This window comes from Streptomyces sp. NRRL F-5122 (genome assembly GCF_001507435.1).
Taxonomy (GTDB): Bacteria; Actinomycetota; Actinomycetes; order Streptomycetales; family Streptomycetaceae; genus Streptomyces; species Streptomyces lannensis.
Genome location: NZ_LMWH01000266.1, coordinates 151,286 through 166,640, shown reverse-complemented (window position 1 = coordinate 166,640; position 15,355 = coordinate 151,286). Strand labels below are relative to the sequence as shown.

Below are 15,355 nucleotides of genomic sequence, written 5' to 3'. Positions count from 1 at the left end.
CGCACCACGGCGGTCTCGCGGACGACGGCCGGTGGGCGGCAGCCGTCAGGACAGGTGCCTCAACTCGCGCCACGCCTGCGGCGACATTCCGTAGGCCGCCTTGAACGCACGGCTGAAGTGCGACGGGGACTTGAAGCCCCACCGGGGGGCCAGTGCGGCGATCGTCTCCGTGGTCGGCGGCACCCGTGAGAGTTCACGGCGGCAGGCGTCGAGCCGTTCGGCGCGTACCCAGTCACCGAACCCGATGCCGCTGCGCGCCAGGATCGCATAGAGGTGGCGGACCGATATGTGGTGCGCACGGGCGACGCTCGCCGGTGACAGATCCGGGTTCGCCACATGCGCCCGCATGTGCTCGAGGATGCGTACGGCGAGTGCCTCGTGCAGGGCCCGGGCCATGAGCCACGGCCGGTCCGACTGGGCCGCCAGCACCGCCCGGATCAGTTCCATGCTCGGCGCTGCGAGCAGATGCGCGGCGGTCGCGTCGAACTGCTCGCGACGCTCCGCCAGTCGGGTCAGATAGCCCGTCGCCATCCCGCTGACCGTGCCGTCGGGTCCCAGTCTGCGTGCGACCGCCTGGCCGATGACCTCGTCGGACAGGGCGATGTCGCGCACCGGGACGCGGAAGAAGTGCATGTCCACACCGCGGTCGAACAGCAGCGTGTACGGCCGTCTTGTGTCGTAGAAGGCGATGTCGCCCGGCCGCAGCACGGCGCTGCGCCCGTCCTGGACGACGGTGCTCTCCCCGGACACCTGGAGGCTGATGAAGACCACGGGCTCGTCGTCGGCCCGGGCCAGTTTGGCGGTGCGGTGCACGGTCGCGGGATTCGCCCGCACGGAACTCACCTGGAGGGCACCGATGTCCGTGATCGTCACATCCGCGTACACGCACTCGGGCTCGCGCGGCAGCACGAGATCGACCGGTACGACCTGTCGCCGGATGGTCTGGCGCAGTGCCTCGGCGCGGTCCTCCAGCGGGACGGTCGCCGTCCGCCAGGTCGTGGTGGTCATGGTCGTCCTTCCCACGGTGACACGTGGGGAGATTAGTCGCCGGGGCGGCGCGGACGAGGCTGCGGAGCGGGCCGCGCCCCGAGAGAGCACACAAGGGCCAGAACTGCGCACGTACAGATCAGAATTCGGCCTCCGGCGGGGCCGGGCCCGGAACGCTTCCGGCCGCCTTCGCGATGCCGGGCGCCGAAAACAGGGGTCTCCCGCGCCCGAGCGGGTCTCGCCCACGGCGCACGGCGGTGCCACGACCGCGCGCGCGGACCGGTGAGGTTCCGGGGCACGCGCTGCACACCTTCCACTCCCCGCGAGCGCAGACGGGAGTTGCGCGCCGCGGGTCCGCCCGCGGACCCGCGCCCGCTCACCACCCGGCGGCACCGGATCGGCCGGATCGCGGCGTCCGGTCCGGCGGACCAGCGGGTCGGCGAGCAGCCGAGGCGGTCCTCCCGCACGGTCGCCGACCGCCCGTGAAGAACCTCCCGGTTGCTCGGGGTCACGTCCCGGACGGCCACTCGCCCGAGCCCTCCGCACGGCGGAACACGCGCGTGCCGGGGACGGGCAGGGGCCCGGTCCCCGGCACCCGGGCCCTGCGGAGGGCCCGGACGGGTCACTTGGCGAAGCGCGACACGAAGGCCAGTACCGTATCGGCCACTTCACGCCACCCGTTGTCGATGGTCAGGGCGTGCCCGCGCCCGGGCATCTCGTGGATCTCGGTCACCGCGTGCTCGTTGCGCTCCTGCTTCTTGTACGAGGCGTTGGCGATGGCCCAGGGGACCGTGTGGTCCTTCTCGCCGGAGACGATCAGCAGCGGACCGCGCTCCGGTGACTGGGTGTCGACCTTGACCTCGCTCCAGGGATTGATGTTGGCGACCGCCGCCTGGAACAGGGGCTCGCCCGGCGCCGGCACGGCGAACCGCTCGTACAGCTCCCTGGCCTCCTCCTCGCTCACCGCGTTGGCGAAGGCGTAGCGGAACTGCTCGTAGGTGAGCGGCACGGCCCGGTGGTAGTTCGCCGGGTTGCCCAGCACCGCGCTCGCGGCGCGCAGCGACGAGAACGGCAGGGGCAGGACACCCTGGAAGGGGGCGGGGTCGATGGCCACGGACACCGCGGCCAGCCCACGGCCGGCGATCATCTGCGTGATCAGCCCGCCGAAGGAGTGGCCTATCACAACGGGCTTGCGCTCGAGCCGTCCGATGACGTCCGCGAAGTGGTCGGCCACCTGGCCGACACTCTTGCCCGCGAACACCTCGGGATGGGCATGGGCCTCGGCGACGGTGTCCGGGTCGTCCGGCCAGCCCGGGGTGAGCGAGGCGTAACCCGCCTCGTCGAAGACCGTGGTCCACCGGTCCCAACTGCTGGGGAGCAGCCAGAGTCCGTGCACGAAGACGACGGGGGTGCGGCCACCGGCGTTGATGCGTGCGATGCGTTCGAGTTCTTCCGCGGTTGTCATGGGAGAGTCCTTGTCTCAGGAGGTGTCGGGGCGGATGCGCCGCTCAGCGGACCCACGGTCGGGGTGCGGACGCCATGAGGTCCGGCCCGGTTCTCCGTCCGCTGCGGCATCGCGGCCACCGGGACGACCGGTCCGGGACGAGGCCACCTCGCGTACCCCATCGGCCCCTCCCCCTCGCGTCCGCCGACGGCGTCGGCCCACCCCCACCATCCTGGGTCGCGTCGCCCGGGACGGGCCATGGACCGGCGGGTTCCTGCATGCTGGGACAAGGGCTCGACACCGCAGGTCAAGAGCCCGGATGCAGCGGGCCGGAGCGCGGGCCCCGCGGGGACGCCCGGCGGTCGCCGTGGCACGCGGCCCGTCCCCGTGGGGGCCGCGCCGTGCCGGTGTCTACCCGCGGTCCGACTCGGGCGGCGGAACGTCGCCGGCGGTTCCCGGGACGAGGACAGCGGCGTCCGCAGAGGACACGGCGGGCACGAACGCCAGGGGGCCGGCCGCCCCGGAGAGCACGAGCGATGCCTTCGCCACCGCCTCGTTCTCCGCGTGCCGCCGCCATTCGCGTGGGGTGAGCCCGTAGGCCGTCCGGAAACGGCGGGTGAAGTGACTTGCGCTGCCGAAGCCGCACCGGGCCGCGACCGCGGCCACGGTGAGGCCGCGGTACGACGGGGACGCCAGCAGGGCGCGGGCCCTCCCCAGCCGCTCCTCGATCAGCCACTGCTCGAGGCTGATGCCCGCCCGGCCGAGCACGGCGTACAGATGGCGCCGCGATATCGCGTGCTCCGCGGCGACGCGCTCCGGGGTGAGGTCGGGCTCGGTCAAGTGCCTGCGCAGATAGGCCAGGATGCGGGTGAGGAGGGTGTCGTCCATGGCGGCTCCGACCGGCGGATCACCCGGGTCGTGGGCGGCGGAGACGAGCAGCGCCCGGACGAGGCCGACGGTCGCGTCCGACAGCGCCGAGGCACCGGGATCGGCCTCCACGAGGGCCGGATCGCGCCACAGCCCGCGCAGATGCCCGAGCACCAGGTCGTACATCGGGCTGGCCCGCAGCCGGAAGGCCGCCTCCACCACCGACTCGACCGGGAGCCCCAGCCGTTCGGCGTCGATCAGCACGGCCTGTGAGGCTCCGGACCCCGACCAGCCGTAGGTCCGGGCGCAGACCTCGTGCTGAACGTAGATGTCGTCCGGACCGAGGAACTGCTGCCGTCCGCCGAACTCCACACGCCCGGTGCCGCCCGTCTGCAACGAGACGGACACCACGGGCCGTTCCCGCAGTCTGCGCAGGTGCTTCTCCGTGCGCCGCACCTGGAACCCGGTGCTGTGCACCTCGACGAGGTCGACCGCTCCCACGCGCCACATGTCGAACCGCGCGTGGAGCTCCGCGTCCGGGTCCTCGTGCTCGACGTCGTTCGGTACGGAGAGGTCCAGCGCGTACTGGAAGGCGTCAACGCGTTCGTGGCGTGCCACGGTGTCGAGATCCAGCAGCAGCACGACTGCCCCCTGTTCGAAACCAGAGGCCAAGTTTCGCACGGTCCGGGCATCTTGTCGGTCGGCGGGACGACGGGCGCCGGGGCCATGCCGTCCGGTGTCGCGCCGTCGCCCGTCACACGTACGACGGCCATCACGCGGACGGACAGGACCGCAGGTCAGGCACCCTTGCCGGCGGGCTCCAGAATCGCCACGCACTCCACATGGTGCGTCATCGGGAAAAGATCGAACGCCCTCAGCGTCCGCACCTGGTACCCGCCCTCACGGAAGTACGCCAGATCGCGGGCCAGCGCGGCCGGATCGCAGGCCACGTAGGCGATGCGGCGGGCGCCCAGGCCGGAGAGGTGCTCCACCGTGCCGCGGCCCGCGCCCGTGCGCGGCGGGTCCAGGACGATCAGGTCGACCTCGGTGATCCCGGTGCGCGGCAGGACCGATTCGACCTTGCCCTGCTCGATGCGCACGCGCGGGAAGTCGGCGAGGTTGTGCCGCGCGTCCTCCACCGCGCGCTTGCCGGACTCGATGCCCAGCACCGCGCCCTTCTCCCCGATCCGGTCGGCGAGCGCGCCCGCGAACAGGCCCACGCCGCAGTACAGATCGAGCGCCATCTCGCCCTTGCGCGGCAGCAGCCCCTGCATCACCGCCGTCACCAGCGTGTCCGCCGCCTTCGGGTGGACCTGCCAGAACCCGCCGCCGCCCACGCGGTGCGTGCGGCCGTCGGCCCGTTCCCGGACGAAGGGCCGGCCGTGGACACGGTGCACCCCGCCGGACTTCTCGTCGACCCGCAGCACCGACACCGGCCGGTCCAGTTCCACGAGCGGCAGCCGCGCGCCCGGCTTCGGGGTCAGGATCACCTGGCGGTCCTGCGAGCCGGTCGCGGCGATCGCCTCGACCGAGTCCATGCCCGTCCAGTCCCGCTTCTCCACACCCAGCTCACTGACGCCCGGAGCGGCGATCATGCAGTGGTCGATCGGCTCCACCTCGTGCGAGCGATGCCGGCGCAGGCCCGCCCTGCCCGAGGCGTCCACGGCGTACTGCACCCGGGTACGCCAGGCCGGCACCTCGCCCGCGGGCAGCTTGTCGCCCTCGGCGGGCACCACCGTGCCGTCCCAGCCCGCCTCCTCGGGGGTGAGGTCCGCGAGCCGTCGCAGCTGCTCGGCGATCACCTCGCCCTTCAGACGGCGCTGTGCGCCCGGCTTGGCGTGCTGCCAGTCGCAGCCGCCGCACCGGCCGGGTCCTGAGTAGGGGCAGGGCGCGTCGACGCGGTCCTTCGACGCCTCGAGCACCCGCACCGCGTCCGCACGCAGGAAGCGGGCGCCCTCCTCGCCCTCGGTGACCCGGGCCACGACCCGCTCACCGGGCAGCGTGTGCCGGACGAAGAGGACCTGGCCCTCGTCCGTGCGGGCGATGCAGTGACCGCCGTGGGCGACGGGGCCGATCTCGACCTCGTACTCCTCCCCCACCAGCGATTTCTTCGGTTCTGCCTGCATGGCGGGTCGACTCCAGATACGAGAGGGGGAACGGCTACGAGACCGGCGCAGCCGGACAACAGCCCACCAGTCTACGTGGGTGTCGTCCGGCCGTTCACCACAGCGCGGCAGGGCCTCAGCCCTGCGAAGCCGATGACTCCCTGGCCCGCTCGTGCGCGGGACCGCGGCGCACGGCGCCCGGAGCGCTCCAGTCCTGGCGCCTGCGGGCCCGGAGCTTGGCGGCTTCCGAGGACTGCAGCTGGTAGGGCACCGAGGTCACCATGACACCGGGCGAGAACAGCAGCCGGCCCTTCAGCCTCAGCGCGCTCTGGTTGTGCAGCAGATGCTCGTACCAGCGGCCCACCACGTACTCCGGGATGATCACGGACACGGCGTCCCGCGGCGACTCGCGGCGCAGGTTCTTCACGTACTCGATCACCGGGCGGGTGATCTCGCGGTACGGGGAGTCGAGGATCTTCAGCGGTACGTCGATGCCACGCCGCTCCCACTCGTCCTTCAGCGCCTTCGTCTCCGCGGGATCCACGTTGACGCTGAGCGCCTCCAGGCTGTCGGAGCGCATCAGCTTGGCGTAGGCGAGGGCGCGCAGCGTGGGGCGGTGGATCTTGGAGATGAGGACCACCGAGTGGACGCGCGACGGGCGGACGCTGTCGTCGCTCGGGCCCTCGGGGGCGGTGAGCTCCTCGGCCACACGGTCATAGTGCTTACGGATCGCGGTCATCGTCGCGTAGAAGATGCACATGCCCAGCAGGGCGACCCAGGCGCCGTGCGTGAACTTGGTGACCAGGACGACGACCAGGACCAGGCCGGTGAAGAAGGCGCCGAAGGCGTTGATGGCGCGCGAGCGGACCATGTGACGGCGCTTGGCCTGGTCGGTCTCGGTGGCCAGGTGCCGGTTCCAGTGCTTGACCATGCCGGTCTGGCTGAGCGTGAACGACACGAACACACCGACGATGTACAGCTGGATGAGCCGGGTCGAGTCGGCGCCGTAGATGAAGATCAGCAGGGCCGCCGCACCCGCGAGCAGCACGATGCCGTTGGAGAAGGCGAGGCGGTCGCCACGGGTGTGCAGCTGGCGCGGCAGATAGCGGTCCTGGGCGAGGATCGAGCCGAGCAGCGGGAATCCGTTGTAGGCGGTGTTGGCGGCGAGGAACAGCACCAGTGCGGTGGCCGCCGCCAGCACGATGAACAGGAAGCTGCCCTTGCCGAAGACGGCCTCGGCGACCTGTGAGATCACCGGGTTCTGAACGTAGCCGGAGCCCACCGCTGTGCCGTTGTGGAGCAGGTCGGTGGCCGGCTTCTCGGCCATCCGGACCTTGGTGGCCATGGCGAGGGCGATGATCCCGCAGAACATCGTGACCGCGAGCAGGCCCATCATCGCGAGGGTGGTCGCCGCGTTCCTCGACTTGGGCCTGCGGAAGGCCGGAACGCCGTTGGAGATCGCCTCGACGCCGGTGAGCGCGGCACAGCCGGAGGAGAAGGCGCGCAGCAGCAGGAAGACCAGGGCGAAGCCGGCTATCCCCTGGTGCTCGGCCTTGATGTGGAACGCCGCCGTGGGCGCCCGCATCGTGTCGCCGAGGACGAGGCCCCGGAACGCGCCCCAGACGATCATGATGAAGACGCCCGCGACGAAGACGTACGTCGGGATGGCGAAGAGCTTGCCCGACTCCTTGACCCCGCGCAGGTTCATCAACGTGAGCAACACCACGACGGCGACCGCGCAGAGCACCTTGTGCTCGACCACGAACGGGACCGCCGAGCCCAGGTTCTCGATGCCCGAGGCGATCGAGACGGCGACCGTGAGGACGTAGTCGACGAGCAGGGCGCTGGCGACGGTGAGACCGGCCTTGGGCCCGAGGTTGGTCGTCGCCACCTCGTAGTCGCCGCCGCCGCTCGGGTAGGCGTGGACGTTCTGCCGGTAGGAGGCGACCACCGTGAACATCAGCACCACGACCGCGACCGCGATCCAGGGGCTGAAGTGGTAGGCCGACACGCCCGCGATGGACAGGACCAGCAGCACCTCGCCCGGCGCGTAGGCCACGGAGGAGAGCGGGTCGGACGCGAAGACGGGGAGGGCGATGCGCTTGGGCAGGAGCGTCTCCCCGAGTCGGTCACTGCGCAGGGCGCGCCCGATGAGGATGCGTTTGGGCACGTCGGTCAGTTTGGACACAAGAGAGGATCGTAAAGGCTCGAACCGGACGCGCTCCACCCCCGACATGGATCGGCGTCACGAGTGCAACCGGAGCCGGGTCCCGTCCGAAGATCGACATCGGCGGCCGCCGACGCACGAAGGGCCCGGCACGCCTGCACAGGGGTGCCCCCCGCGGACCGTGCGTGTGTAGCTTGGGCGGCGGTCTGAGACCCTGTCCTTGGCGTTTCGGCTGAGCCATGACCATTGACATCGGAAGGACGGTCGTGCACATCGTCATCATGGGCTGCGGAAGAGTGGGCTCCGCTCTCGCCCAGACCCTGGAGCAACAGGGGCACACGGTCGCTGTGATCGACCAGGACCCCACCGCCTTCCGACGACTCGGCTCCGGGTTCGGCGGCCGTCGTGTCACCGGAGTCGGCTTCGATCAGGACACCCTGCGCGAGGCGGGCATCGAGGAGGCCGGCGCCTTCGCCGCCGTCTCCAGCGGTGACAACTCGAACATCATCGCGGCCCGCGTCGCCCGCGAGATGTTCGGTATCGAGAACGTCGCAGCCCGTATCTACGACCCCCGCCGTGCCGAGGTCTACCAGCGGCTCGGCATCCCGACCGTCGCCACGGTCCGCTGGACGGCCGACCAGATGCTGCGCCGGCTGCTGCCTTCGGGCGCCGAGCCGCTGTGGCGCGACCCAACCGGGGGCGTCCAGCTCGCCGAGGTGCACGCCTCACCGAAGTGGGTCGGTCACAAGATCAGCCGACTGCAGGAGGAGACGGGCGTCCGGGTGGCGTTCCTGACCAGGCTCGGCGAGGCGATGCTGCCCACCTCGCAGACGGTGCTGCAGGAGGGCGACCTGGTGCACGTGATGATGCGGACGGACGACGTCGAGAAGGTCGAGACGGCGTTCGCCGAGGGGCCTGAAGGAGAGGGCGGTCACTGATGAGGGTCGCCATTGCCGGTGCCGGCGCCGTGGGCCGCTCGATCGCGGGCGAGCTGCTGGAGAACGGGCACGAGGTTCTGCTGATCGACAAGGCGCCGACCGCGATCTCGGTCGAGCGCGTCCCCCAGGCGGAGTGGCTGCTGGCCGACGCCTGCGAGATCACGTCCCTGGACGAGGCGGCGCTCCAGCGCTGCAACGTGGTGATCGCCGCGACGGGCGACGACAAGGTGAACCTGGTCGTGTCCCTGCTGGCGAAGACCGAGTACGGCGTTCCGCGTGTCGTCGCCCGGGTGAACAACCCCAAGAACGAATGGCTCTTCAACGAGGCCTGGGGGGTGGACGTCGCCGTCTCCACCCCGCGTCTTATGTCGGCCCTGGTCGAGGAGGCGGTGAGCGTCGGCGACCTGGTCCGGCTGCTCCGCTTCAGTCACGGTGACGCGAACCTGGTCGAGCTGACCCTGCCCCCGGAGTCGGCCCTGGCCGGCACCCAGGTGGGCGATGTGCAGTGGCCGGAGGACACGTCCCTGGTGACGATCATCCGCGGCACGCGGGTGCTGACCCCGAGCCAGGAGGACTCCCTGGAAGCGGGTGACGAGCTGCTGTTCGTGGCGGCCCAGGCCCGTGAGGAGCAGCTGGAGGAGCTGCTGTCGGTGCGCAAGGAGGACGCCGCCGGCTAGTCGTGGCACACGACAGGGGCGCCCCGGATGCTTCCGGGGCGCCCCTGTCGTTGCGTCTTGTTGTGCCGCGGGGGCCTTTTCGCCCGGCCGCGAGCGTGAGTAGGGTGCGTCGGTTTGGATCAGGTCGGCCGGGAGAGACCGCGCCATTCGCGCGACGCCGACATGATCCGAACGACAGGCCCTAGGACTCGCGGCGGTGCCTGCCCGCCGTCTCACGCTCCTTGGCGGCGGCCTCCTCGGCCTCCATCTCGGCGAAGACGTCGATGGGCGCGGGCGCCTTCGCCAGGAAGACCCAGGTCAGCCAGACGGCCAGCAGGAACGGCGGGATCTTCAGGGCGATCAGCACCCAGCCGAGCTGCGCGGTGTCGGCCCACCAGTAGAGCGGGAAGAGGATCGCGCACTTGGCGAGCAGGATCAGACCCCAGGCCCAACTGGCCTTCGCGTACGCCTTCTTGCGGCCCGGGTTGCGGGTGCGCCAGGAGAGGTTCTCCTTGAACACCGGACCGAGGATCAGGCCGATCAGCGGGACCCCGGCGAGCGTGGTGATGATGTACGCCAGCGCCAGGCCCAGCGTGTAGAGCATGCCGGGCAGATAGAAGTCCTTCGCGTTGCCGGTCATCATCGCGAAGACCACGCCGAAGGCCACTCCGAACACACCGCTGAAGGCGTGCTTGACGGTGTCCCTCATGGCGAGGCGCACCACGACCAGCACCAAGGACACCGCCAGCGCCGCGAGCGCCGAGAGATGCAGGTCCTTGTTGATCGTGAAGATGGTGACGAAGAACAGGCCGGGCACCACGGTCTCGACCATGCCGCGGACCCCGCCGAACGCCTCGAAGAGCGCGGCCTCGGTCACCGCCCGCGAATCCTGCTGGGCGTCTTCGGTCGGCTTCTCGAGTGACGTCACCGGCTACTCCCGTCCGAGAGGTCTGAGTTCGTACTTCGGATTGAACAGCACTCTGCGGCCCCGGCTCATGGAGATCCGGCCCGACGCGATCAGCTTGCGTCCCGGTTCGATGCCGACGATGGAGCGCCTGCCGAGCCACACCACGTCCAGGGCGGCCGAACCGTCGAACAGCTCGGCCTCCAGCGCCGGGACACCGGCCCGCGGACGCAACGTGACCGTGCGCAAGGTACCAGTAACCGTGACGATCTGCCGGTCGTGGCAGTCGCCGATCCGGGTACAGCCTGCGGTCTCGGAGTCCTCCCGCAGCTCCTCGGACTCCAGGTCCTCCTGTGACGAGGAGAGCCGGTCGAGCATGCGCCGGAGGCGGCCGACCGGCCTTTCGGAGCGAGAAACAGCACTCATATCGCAAGCGTACCGGGGTGCGTCGACGCCGACCCACTCGCGGCTCCGCCCGCCGCCCGGCTCACTTCTCGAACCGGTACCCCATCCCGGGCTCAGTGATGAAGTGCTTCGGATGCGAAGGGTCCAGCTCCAGCTTCCGCCGCAGCTGGGCCATGTACACCCGAAGGTAGTTCGTCTCCGTCCCGTACGAGGGCCCCCACACTTCCTGCAGGAGCTGCTTCTGGCTGACCAGACGGCCCGTGTTGCGCACGAGCACCTCGAGCAGATGCCACTCCGTGGGGGTGAGGCGTACGTCCTTGCCCGCCCGGTTGACCTTCTTCGCGGCCAGGTCGACGGTGAAGCCCTCGGTCTCCACGATCACGTCGTCCTCGCCGCCCCCGTTCGGCTCGGCCCTGCGCACGGCGGCGCGCAGCCGGGCCAGCAGCTCGTCCATGCCGAAGGGCTTGGTGACGTAGTCGTCGGCGCCCGCGTCCAGCGCCTCCACCTTCTCGTCCGACGAGTGACGGGCGGAGAGCACCAGGATCGGTACCCGGGTCCAGCCGCGCAGACCCTTGATCACCTCGACGCCGTCCATGTCCGGCAGACCGAGGTCCAGGACGACGACGTCGGGGTGACGGGCGGCCGCGAGCTGGAGCGCGGTCGTGCCGTCGGGAGCCGCGTCGACCTCGTACTTGCGCGCCTTCAGATTGATCACGAGGGCGCGCACGATCTGCGGCTCGTCGTCGACCACGAGCACCCGGGTCATGTGGTTTGCCTTTCTGCTTCGGCCAGTCGTGCGGGGCCGTGGAAGCTTGCCACGGCCCGGAGAGTGAGGACCATCGTGAGCCCGCCGCCGGGGGTGTCCTCGGCGTTCAGAGTGCCACCCATGGCTTCGGCGAAGCCACGCGCGACGGCCAGGCCGAGACCCACACCGGCGCCGCGCGGGGCGTCGCCGTAGCGCTGGAAGGGCTCGAAGATCCGGTCCTTCGCCTCGTCGGGCACTCCCGGCCCGCGGTCGACGATGCGGACCTCCACACGGTCGGCGAGGGCACTCGCCGCGACCAGTACCGGCGTGGTGAGCGGGCTGTACTTCACGGCGTTCTCGACGAGGTTGGCGACCGTGCGCTCCAGCAGCCCGGCGTCCACGTCGACCATCGGCAGCGTCTCCGGGATGTCCAGCTCCACGCTGTCCTCCGGTACGCCGCCGAGCGCCATGGGCACCACCTCGTCCAGGTCGACCGCCCGGATCAGCGGGGTGACGGTCCCGGTCTGCAGACGCGACATGTCCAGCAGATTGCCCACCAGGTGGTCCAGCCGGTCGGCCCCCTCCTCGATCGACGCCAGCAGCTCGGCGCGGTCCTCCTCGGACCACTCGACGTCCTCGGAGCGCAGCGAGGTCACCGACGCCTTGATACCGGCCAGCGGGGTGCGCAGATCGTGGCTGACGGCCGCCAGCAGCGCGGTGCGGATGCGGTTGCCCTCGGCCAGGGTCCGGGCCTGCTCGGCCTCCTGCTGCAGGCGTCGGCGGTCCAGGGCCACGACGGTCTGCGCGGCGAAGGCGGCCAGCACCCGGCGGTCGGAGGCGGGCAGAACCCGCCCGGACAGCGCCAGCGCGATGTGGTCGCCGATCGGAACCTCCACGTCAGCGTCCTCGGGCCGCTCGGCCGCCGCACCCGGGCCCACGCTGCCCGCGCAGGTCCAGGGATCGACCTCGCTCGACCGTTCCAGCAGCGCCGCGGCGTCCATGCCGAACGTCTCACGCACCCGTTCGAGGAGCTCGTCCACGCTGGTCTCGCCGCGCAGCACGCTGCCCGAGAGGAAGGAGAGGATCTCCGACTCGGCGCGCAGACGGGCGGCCTGATGAGTGCGCCGCGCCGCGAGATCCACCACCGAGGCCACCGACACCGCGACCGCGACGAAGATCACGATCGCGACGATGTTCCTCGGGTCGGCGACGGTCAGCCGGTGCAGCGGTGGCGTGTAGTAGTAGTTCAGCAGCAGGGAGCCGAAGGCCGCGGAGGCCAGGGCGGGAAGGAGCCCGCCGAGCAGGGCCGCGGCCACGGTCAGCGCCAGGAACAGCAGCATGTCGTTGGCGAGACCGAGATCGACGGTGTTCAGCAGCAGCGCCAGGATGACCGGGCCGAGGACGCCGACCAGCCAGCCCGCCACGATGCGTGAGCGGCCGAGGCGGGCGCCCCGGGCGACCGGGAGCCCGCGCCCCTTGGCGACCTCCTCGTGCGTGACGATGTGCACGTCCAGGTCGGGGCCGGACTCGCGGGCGACCGTCGTACCGACGCCGGGTCCGAAGATGTACTGCCAGGTCTTTCGGCGCGAGGAGCCGAGCACGATCTGGGTCGCGTTCACGCCGCGGGCGAAGTCCAGCAGCGCCGCGGGTATGTCCTCGCCCACCACGTGGTGGAAGGTGCCGCCCAGGTCCTCGACGAGGGTGCGCTGGACGGCGAGCTCCTTCGGCGAGGCCGAGGTGAGCCCGTCGGTGCGGGAGATGTAGACGGCCAGCACCTCGCCGCCGGCGCCCTTCTCCGCGAGGCGCGCGGCCCGGCGGATCAGCGTGCGCCCCTCGGGGCCGCCCGTCAGGCCCACGACGATGCGCTCGCGCGAGCCCCAGATCTTGGACACCCGGTGTTCGCTGCGGTACGCGGTCAGGTACTCGTCGACCCGGTCCGCCACCCACAGCAGGGCCAGCTCCCGCAGGGCGGTCAGGTTTCCGGGCCGGAAGTAGTTGGACAGGGCCGCGTCGACCTTGTCGGACTTGTAGATGTTGCCGTGCGCCATCCGTCTGCGCAGCGCCTGGGGCGACATGTCGACCAGCTCGATCTGGTCGGCGCGGCGGACCACCTCGTCGGGGACGGTCTCGCGCTGGCGTATGCCCGTGATGGCCTCGACGACGTCGCCGAGGGACTCCAGGTGCTGGATGTTGACGGTCGAGACGACGTCGATCCCCGCGGCCAGCAGTTCCTCGACGTCCTGCCAGCGCTTGGCGTTGCGGGAACCGGGCACATTGGTGTGGGCGAGTTCGTCCACGAGGGCGACGGCGGGGGCGCGGCGCAGGACGGCGTCCACGTCCATCTCGGTGAAGACCGAGCCGCGGTGCACGAGTTCCTTGCGCGGGATCTGCTCCAGGCCGTGCAGCATCACCTCGGTGCGCGGGCGGGCGTGGTGCTCGACGAAGGCCACGACACAGTCGGTGCCGCGTTCGACGCGCCGGTGTGCCTCGGAGAGCATCGCGTAGGTCTTGCCCACGCCCGGTGCCGCACCGAGGTAGATCCGAAGTTTGCCGCGTCCCATGGCCCCATTGTCTTCCCGTCGCAGCTACGCACGCTGCGTACGCTGCGTCGACCTTACGGCCAATAATCACGGCAAAAGGGGCATGATGCGTCACGCAGGGCCTCTTTGACGCAACCCTGATACACCGGCGCGGGGCTCCTGTGCGGGGTACGGCGGCCGGGGTTCGGCACAGCGAGCCCTCGGCCGCCGTACGCAGGTCAGCTGGGGTTGTCCCCGTGCGTCAGGGTCTCCCAGGCGACGAAGAGGTTGTTGCTGCCCGCCGGCCGGTTCTGCTCGGTCAGCGCCTGGGTGTTCGTCATCGCGATGCCCAGGCGGTTGTGCAGGGCGTTGTATCCCACCTCGGTGACCGGGCCGAGACCGAGGGTGAGCGAGCCGCCGCACAGCCAACCGGGTACGGCCGTGCCCAGCTGGTACTTGGACTGGAACCCGAGTGCCTGCCGCAGCCGCTCGCCGACGTCGGTGCCGTACAGGTCCTGCCCCTGGATGCGGCTGGTCTCGGCCACGTGCGAGATGGCGGAGATGCCGTACCCGGTGTGCGTGAGGTCACGACAGGTCTCCTGGGTGAGCCCGGTGACGAAGGTCGACTGCCCCTGCCAGTAGTTGACGATCTTGTCTCTGGTGTCGAGGTTCTGGCTGGGCACGGTCTTCGGCAGATCGCCGTCGGAGGCGAGGTAGACGTACGCGGCCGTCCGGGTGCGGAACTTCGCCATCGCCTTGTCGTACGACGTCCTGTCCTCGAGGAAGACCGATATGCCGACCGCGGCCTCCATCATGGACAGCTCCCAGTTCCCGTTGGAGTTGGAGCCGCCGATCACCTTCGGCAGGTAGACGTCGCGGAGCATGGTGGCGAAGCGCCCGGAGTTCGCCCAGCCGCCGGTGTAGGTGTACTTGATGATCTCCGCGGCCTTGGGCCACGAGGAGCCCGCCCAGCCGGTCTGCAGGGGCGCGTTGCTGTTGGTGTGCTCCTTGATGACGGCCGACCAGGCGTCCATCAGCTGGATGGACTTCTTCGCGTACCGGTCGTCGCGCGTGATGTACCAGGCGAGGGCGTCGGTGTACGCGGCGATCGCGTCCTCGCGCTCGTCGGTGCAGCCGTAGTTCGGATTCGAGTACGAGCCGCACTCGACGGTGGCGCGGGGTTTGGGGGTGCGGTTCAGATCCGCGTACTTGCTCGCCATCATCTGGTCGAAGGCGCCCTTCCAGGGCTGGGCGCCGGCGTCGACCTTGCTGCGGGCGAAGTCCAGCTGGGCCCTGGAGACGGTGACTCCGGGATGGGCGAAGGTCGTGGGGGCGGCCTCCGCGCGGCGCGCCTGGGGCTGGAGGAGAAGTCCGGTCACCAGTGCGGCGACCAGCGAGATGAACAGTAAGGCCCGTGATCTGCGGCGATGACGTGGGGGTGCAGCAGCCATGCGACAGCCATCCGTTCTTATATATGAACGATGAGCGCCTCTTTGAACGCTCGCGATGGCCGGAGAACATAGGTACAGACCAACTGCGCGTCAAGGGTCCGCGCACGCGGCACACAAAAAGGCCGCGCCCCTGCCGGGCACGGCCTTTGTCGGTTGTGTCAGCGGGC

12 protein-coding genes are annotated in these 15,355 nt (G+C 70.5%); 2 read left to right on the top strand and 10 right to left on the bottom strand.

Annotated features, from left to right (window positions below; translation table 11 throughout):
• Positions 1-45: 45 nt before the first annotated feature.
• The 5 genes from ADL25_RS36265 to ADL25_RS36245 form a co-directional block, all read right to left on the bottom strand.
• Entirely contained in the window at positions 46-1,008 is a 963-nt protein-coding gene (locus tag ADL25_RS36265) for a helix-turn-helix domain-containing protein (protein ID WP_059132155.1), read from the bottom strand.
• 601 nt (positions 1,009-1,609) lie between these two features.
• Positions 1,610-2,452, bottom strand: coding sequence for an alpha/beta hydrolase (locus ADL25_RS36260; protein WP_059132154.1), 843 nt, complete (start codon positions 2,450-2,452; stop codon positions 1,610-1,612).
• A 390-nt stretch (positions 2,453-2,842) separates the two neighbouring features.
• Positions 2,843-3,970 (bottom strand): helix-turn-helix domain-containing protein, encoded by a 1,128-nt coding sequence (locus ADL25_RS36255; RefSeq protein ID WP_234381179.1) that lies wholly within the window; start codon positions 3,968-3,970, stop codon positions 2,843-2,845.
• 125 nt (positions 3,971-4,095) lie between these two features.
• On the bottom strand, positions 4,096-5,424 hold the full coding sequence (locus ADL25_RS36250; RefSeq protein WP_059132153.1) for a class I SAM-dependent RNA methyltransferase: 1,329 nt from the start codon (positions 5,422-5,424) through the stop codon (positions 4,096-4,098).
• Between the two features lie 115 nt (positions 5,425-5,539).
• A complete protein-coding gene (locus ADL25_RS36245) occupies positions 5,540-7,591 on the bottom strand; it encodes an APC family permease (RefSeq protein ID WP_059132152.1) in 2,052 nt (683 codons plus the stop codon).
• A 245-nt stretch (positions 7,592-7,836) separates the two neighbouring features.
• On the opposite strand from ADL25_RS36245, the gene ADL25_RS36240 reads away from it, so the two are divergent.
• Both ADL25_RS36240 and ADL25_RS36235 read left to right on the top strand, forming a co-directional pair.
• Complete coding sequence (locus ADL25_RS36240; RefSeq protein WP_059132262.1) at positions 7,837-8,508, top strand: potassium channel family protein; 672 nt, start codon at positions 7,837-7,839, stop codon at positions 8,506-8,508.
• Positions 8,508-9,185, top strand: a complete 678-nt coding sequence (locus tag ADL25_RS36235) for a potassium channel family protein (protein ID WP_059132151.1) — start codon at positions 8,508-8,510, stop codon at positions 9,183-9,185. The genes ADL25_RS36240 and ADL25_RS36235 overlap by 1 nt, the downstream gene beginning before the upstream one ends.
• Before the next feature lie 181 nt (positions 9,186-9,366).
• Here ADL25_RS36235 and ADL25_RS36230 read toward each other — a convergent pair whose 3' ends face one another.
• From ADL25_RS36230 to ADL25_RS36210, 5 genes are all read right to left on the bottom strand, one after another.
• Positions 9,367-10,092: a DUF3159 domain-containing protein gene (locus ADL25_RS36230; protein ID WP_059132150.1), complete on the bottom strand. Its 726-nt coding sequence runs from the start codon at positions 10,090-10,092 to the stop codon at positions 9,367-9,369.
• A gap of 3 nt (positions 10,093-10,095) precedes the next feature.
• A complete protein-coding gene (locus tag ADL25_RS36225; protein ID WP_079050807.1) occupies positions 10,096-10,494 on the bottom strand; it encodes an OB-fold nucleic acid binding domain-containing protein in 399 nt (132 codons plus the stop codon).
• Between the two features lie 61 nt (positions 10,495-10,555).
• A complete protein-coding gene (locus ADL25_RS36220; protein ID WP_059132148.1) occupies positions 10,556-11,239 on the bottom strand; it encodes a response regulator in 684 nt (227 codons plus the stop codon).
• Entirely contained in the window at positions 11,236-13,779 is a 2,544-nt protein-coding gene (locus tag ADL25_RS36215) for an ATP-binding protein (protein ID WP_059132147.1), read from the bottom strand. Before ADL25_RS36215 ends, ADL25_RS36220 begins: the two co-directional genes overlap by 4 nt.
• A 197-nt stretch (positions 13,780-13,976) precedes the next feature.
• Positions 13,977-15,188 carry an alginate lyase family protein gene (locus ADL25_RS36210; RefSeq protein WP_059132146.1) on the bottom strand — a complete coding sequence of 404 codons (1,212 nt, stop codon included), beginning with the start codon at positions 15,186-15,188 and terminating at the stop codon, positions 13,977-13,979.
• Between the last annotated feature and the right edge of the window lie 167 nt (positions 15,189-15,355).

Coding starts and splice junctions, on each gene's coding strand:
- ADL25_RS36265 (WP_059132155.1), bottom strand. CDS start 1,008: ATGACCACCACGACCTGGCGGACGGCGACCGTCCCGCTGGAGGACCGC.
- ADL25_RS36260 (WP_059132154.1), bottom strand. CDS start 2,452: ATGACAACCGCGGAAGAACTCGAACGCATCGCACGCATCAACGCCGGT.
- ADL25_RS36250 (WP_059132153.1), bottom strand. CDS start 5,424: ATGCAGGCAGAACCGAAGAAATCGCTGGTGGGGGAGGAGTACGAGGTC.
- ADL25_RS36235 (WP_059132151.1), top strand. CDS start 8,508: ATGAGGGTCGCCATTGCCGGTGCCGGCGCCGTGGGCCGCTCGATCGCG.
- ADL25_RS36225 (WP_079050807.1), bottom strand. CDS start 10,494: ATGAGTGCTGTTTCTCGCTCCGAAAGGCCGGTCGGCCGCCTCCGGCGC.
- ADL25_RS36220 (WP_059132148.1), bottom strand. CDS start 11,239: ATGACCCGGGTGCTCGTGGTCGACGACGAGCCGCAGATCGTGCGCGCC.
- ADL25_RS36215 (WP_059132147.1), bottom strand. CDS start 13,779: ATGGGACGCGGCAAACTTCGGATCTACCTCGGTGCGGCACCGGGCGTG.
- ADL25_RS36210 (WP_059132146.1), bottom strand. CDS start 15,188: ATGGCTGCTGCACCCCCACGTCATCGCCGCAGATCACGGGCCTTACTG.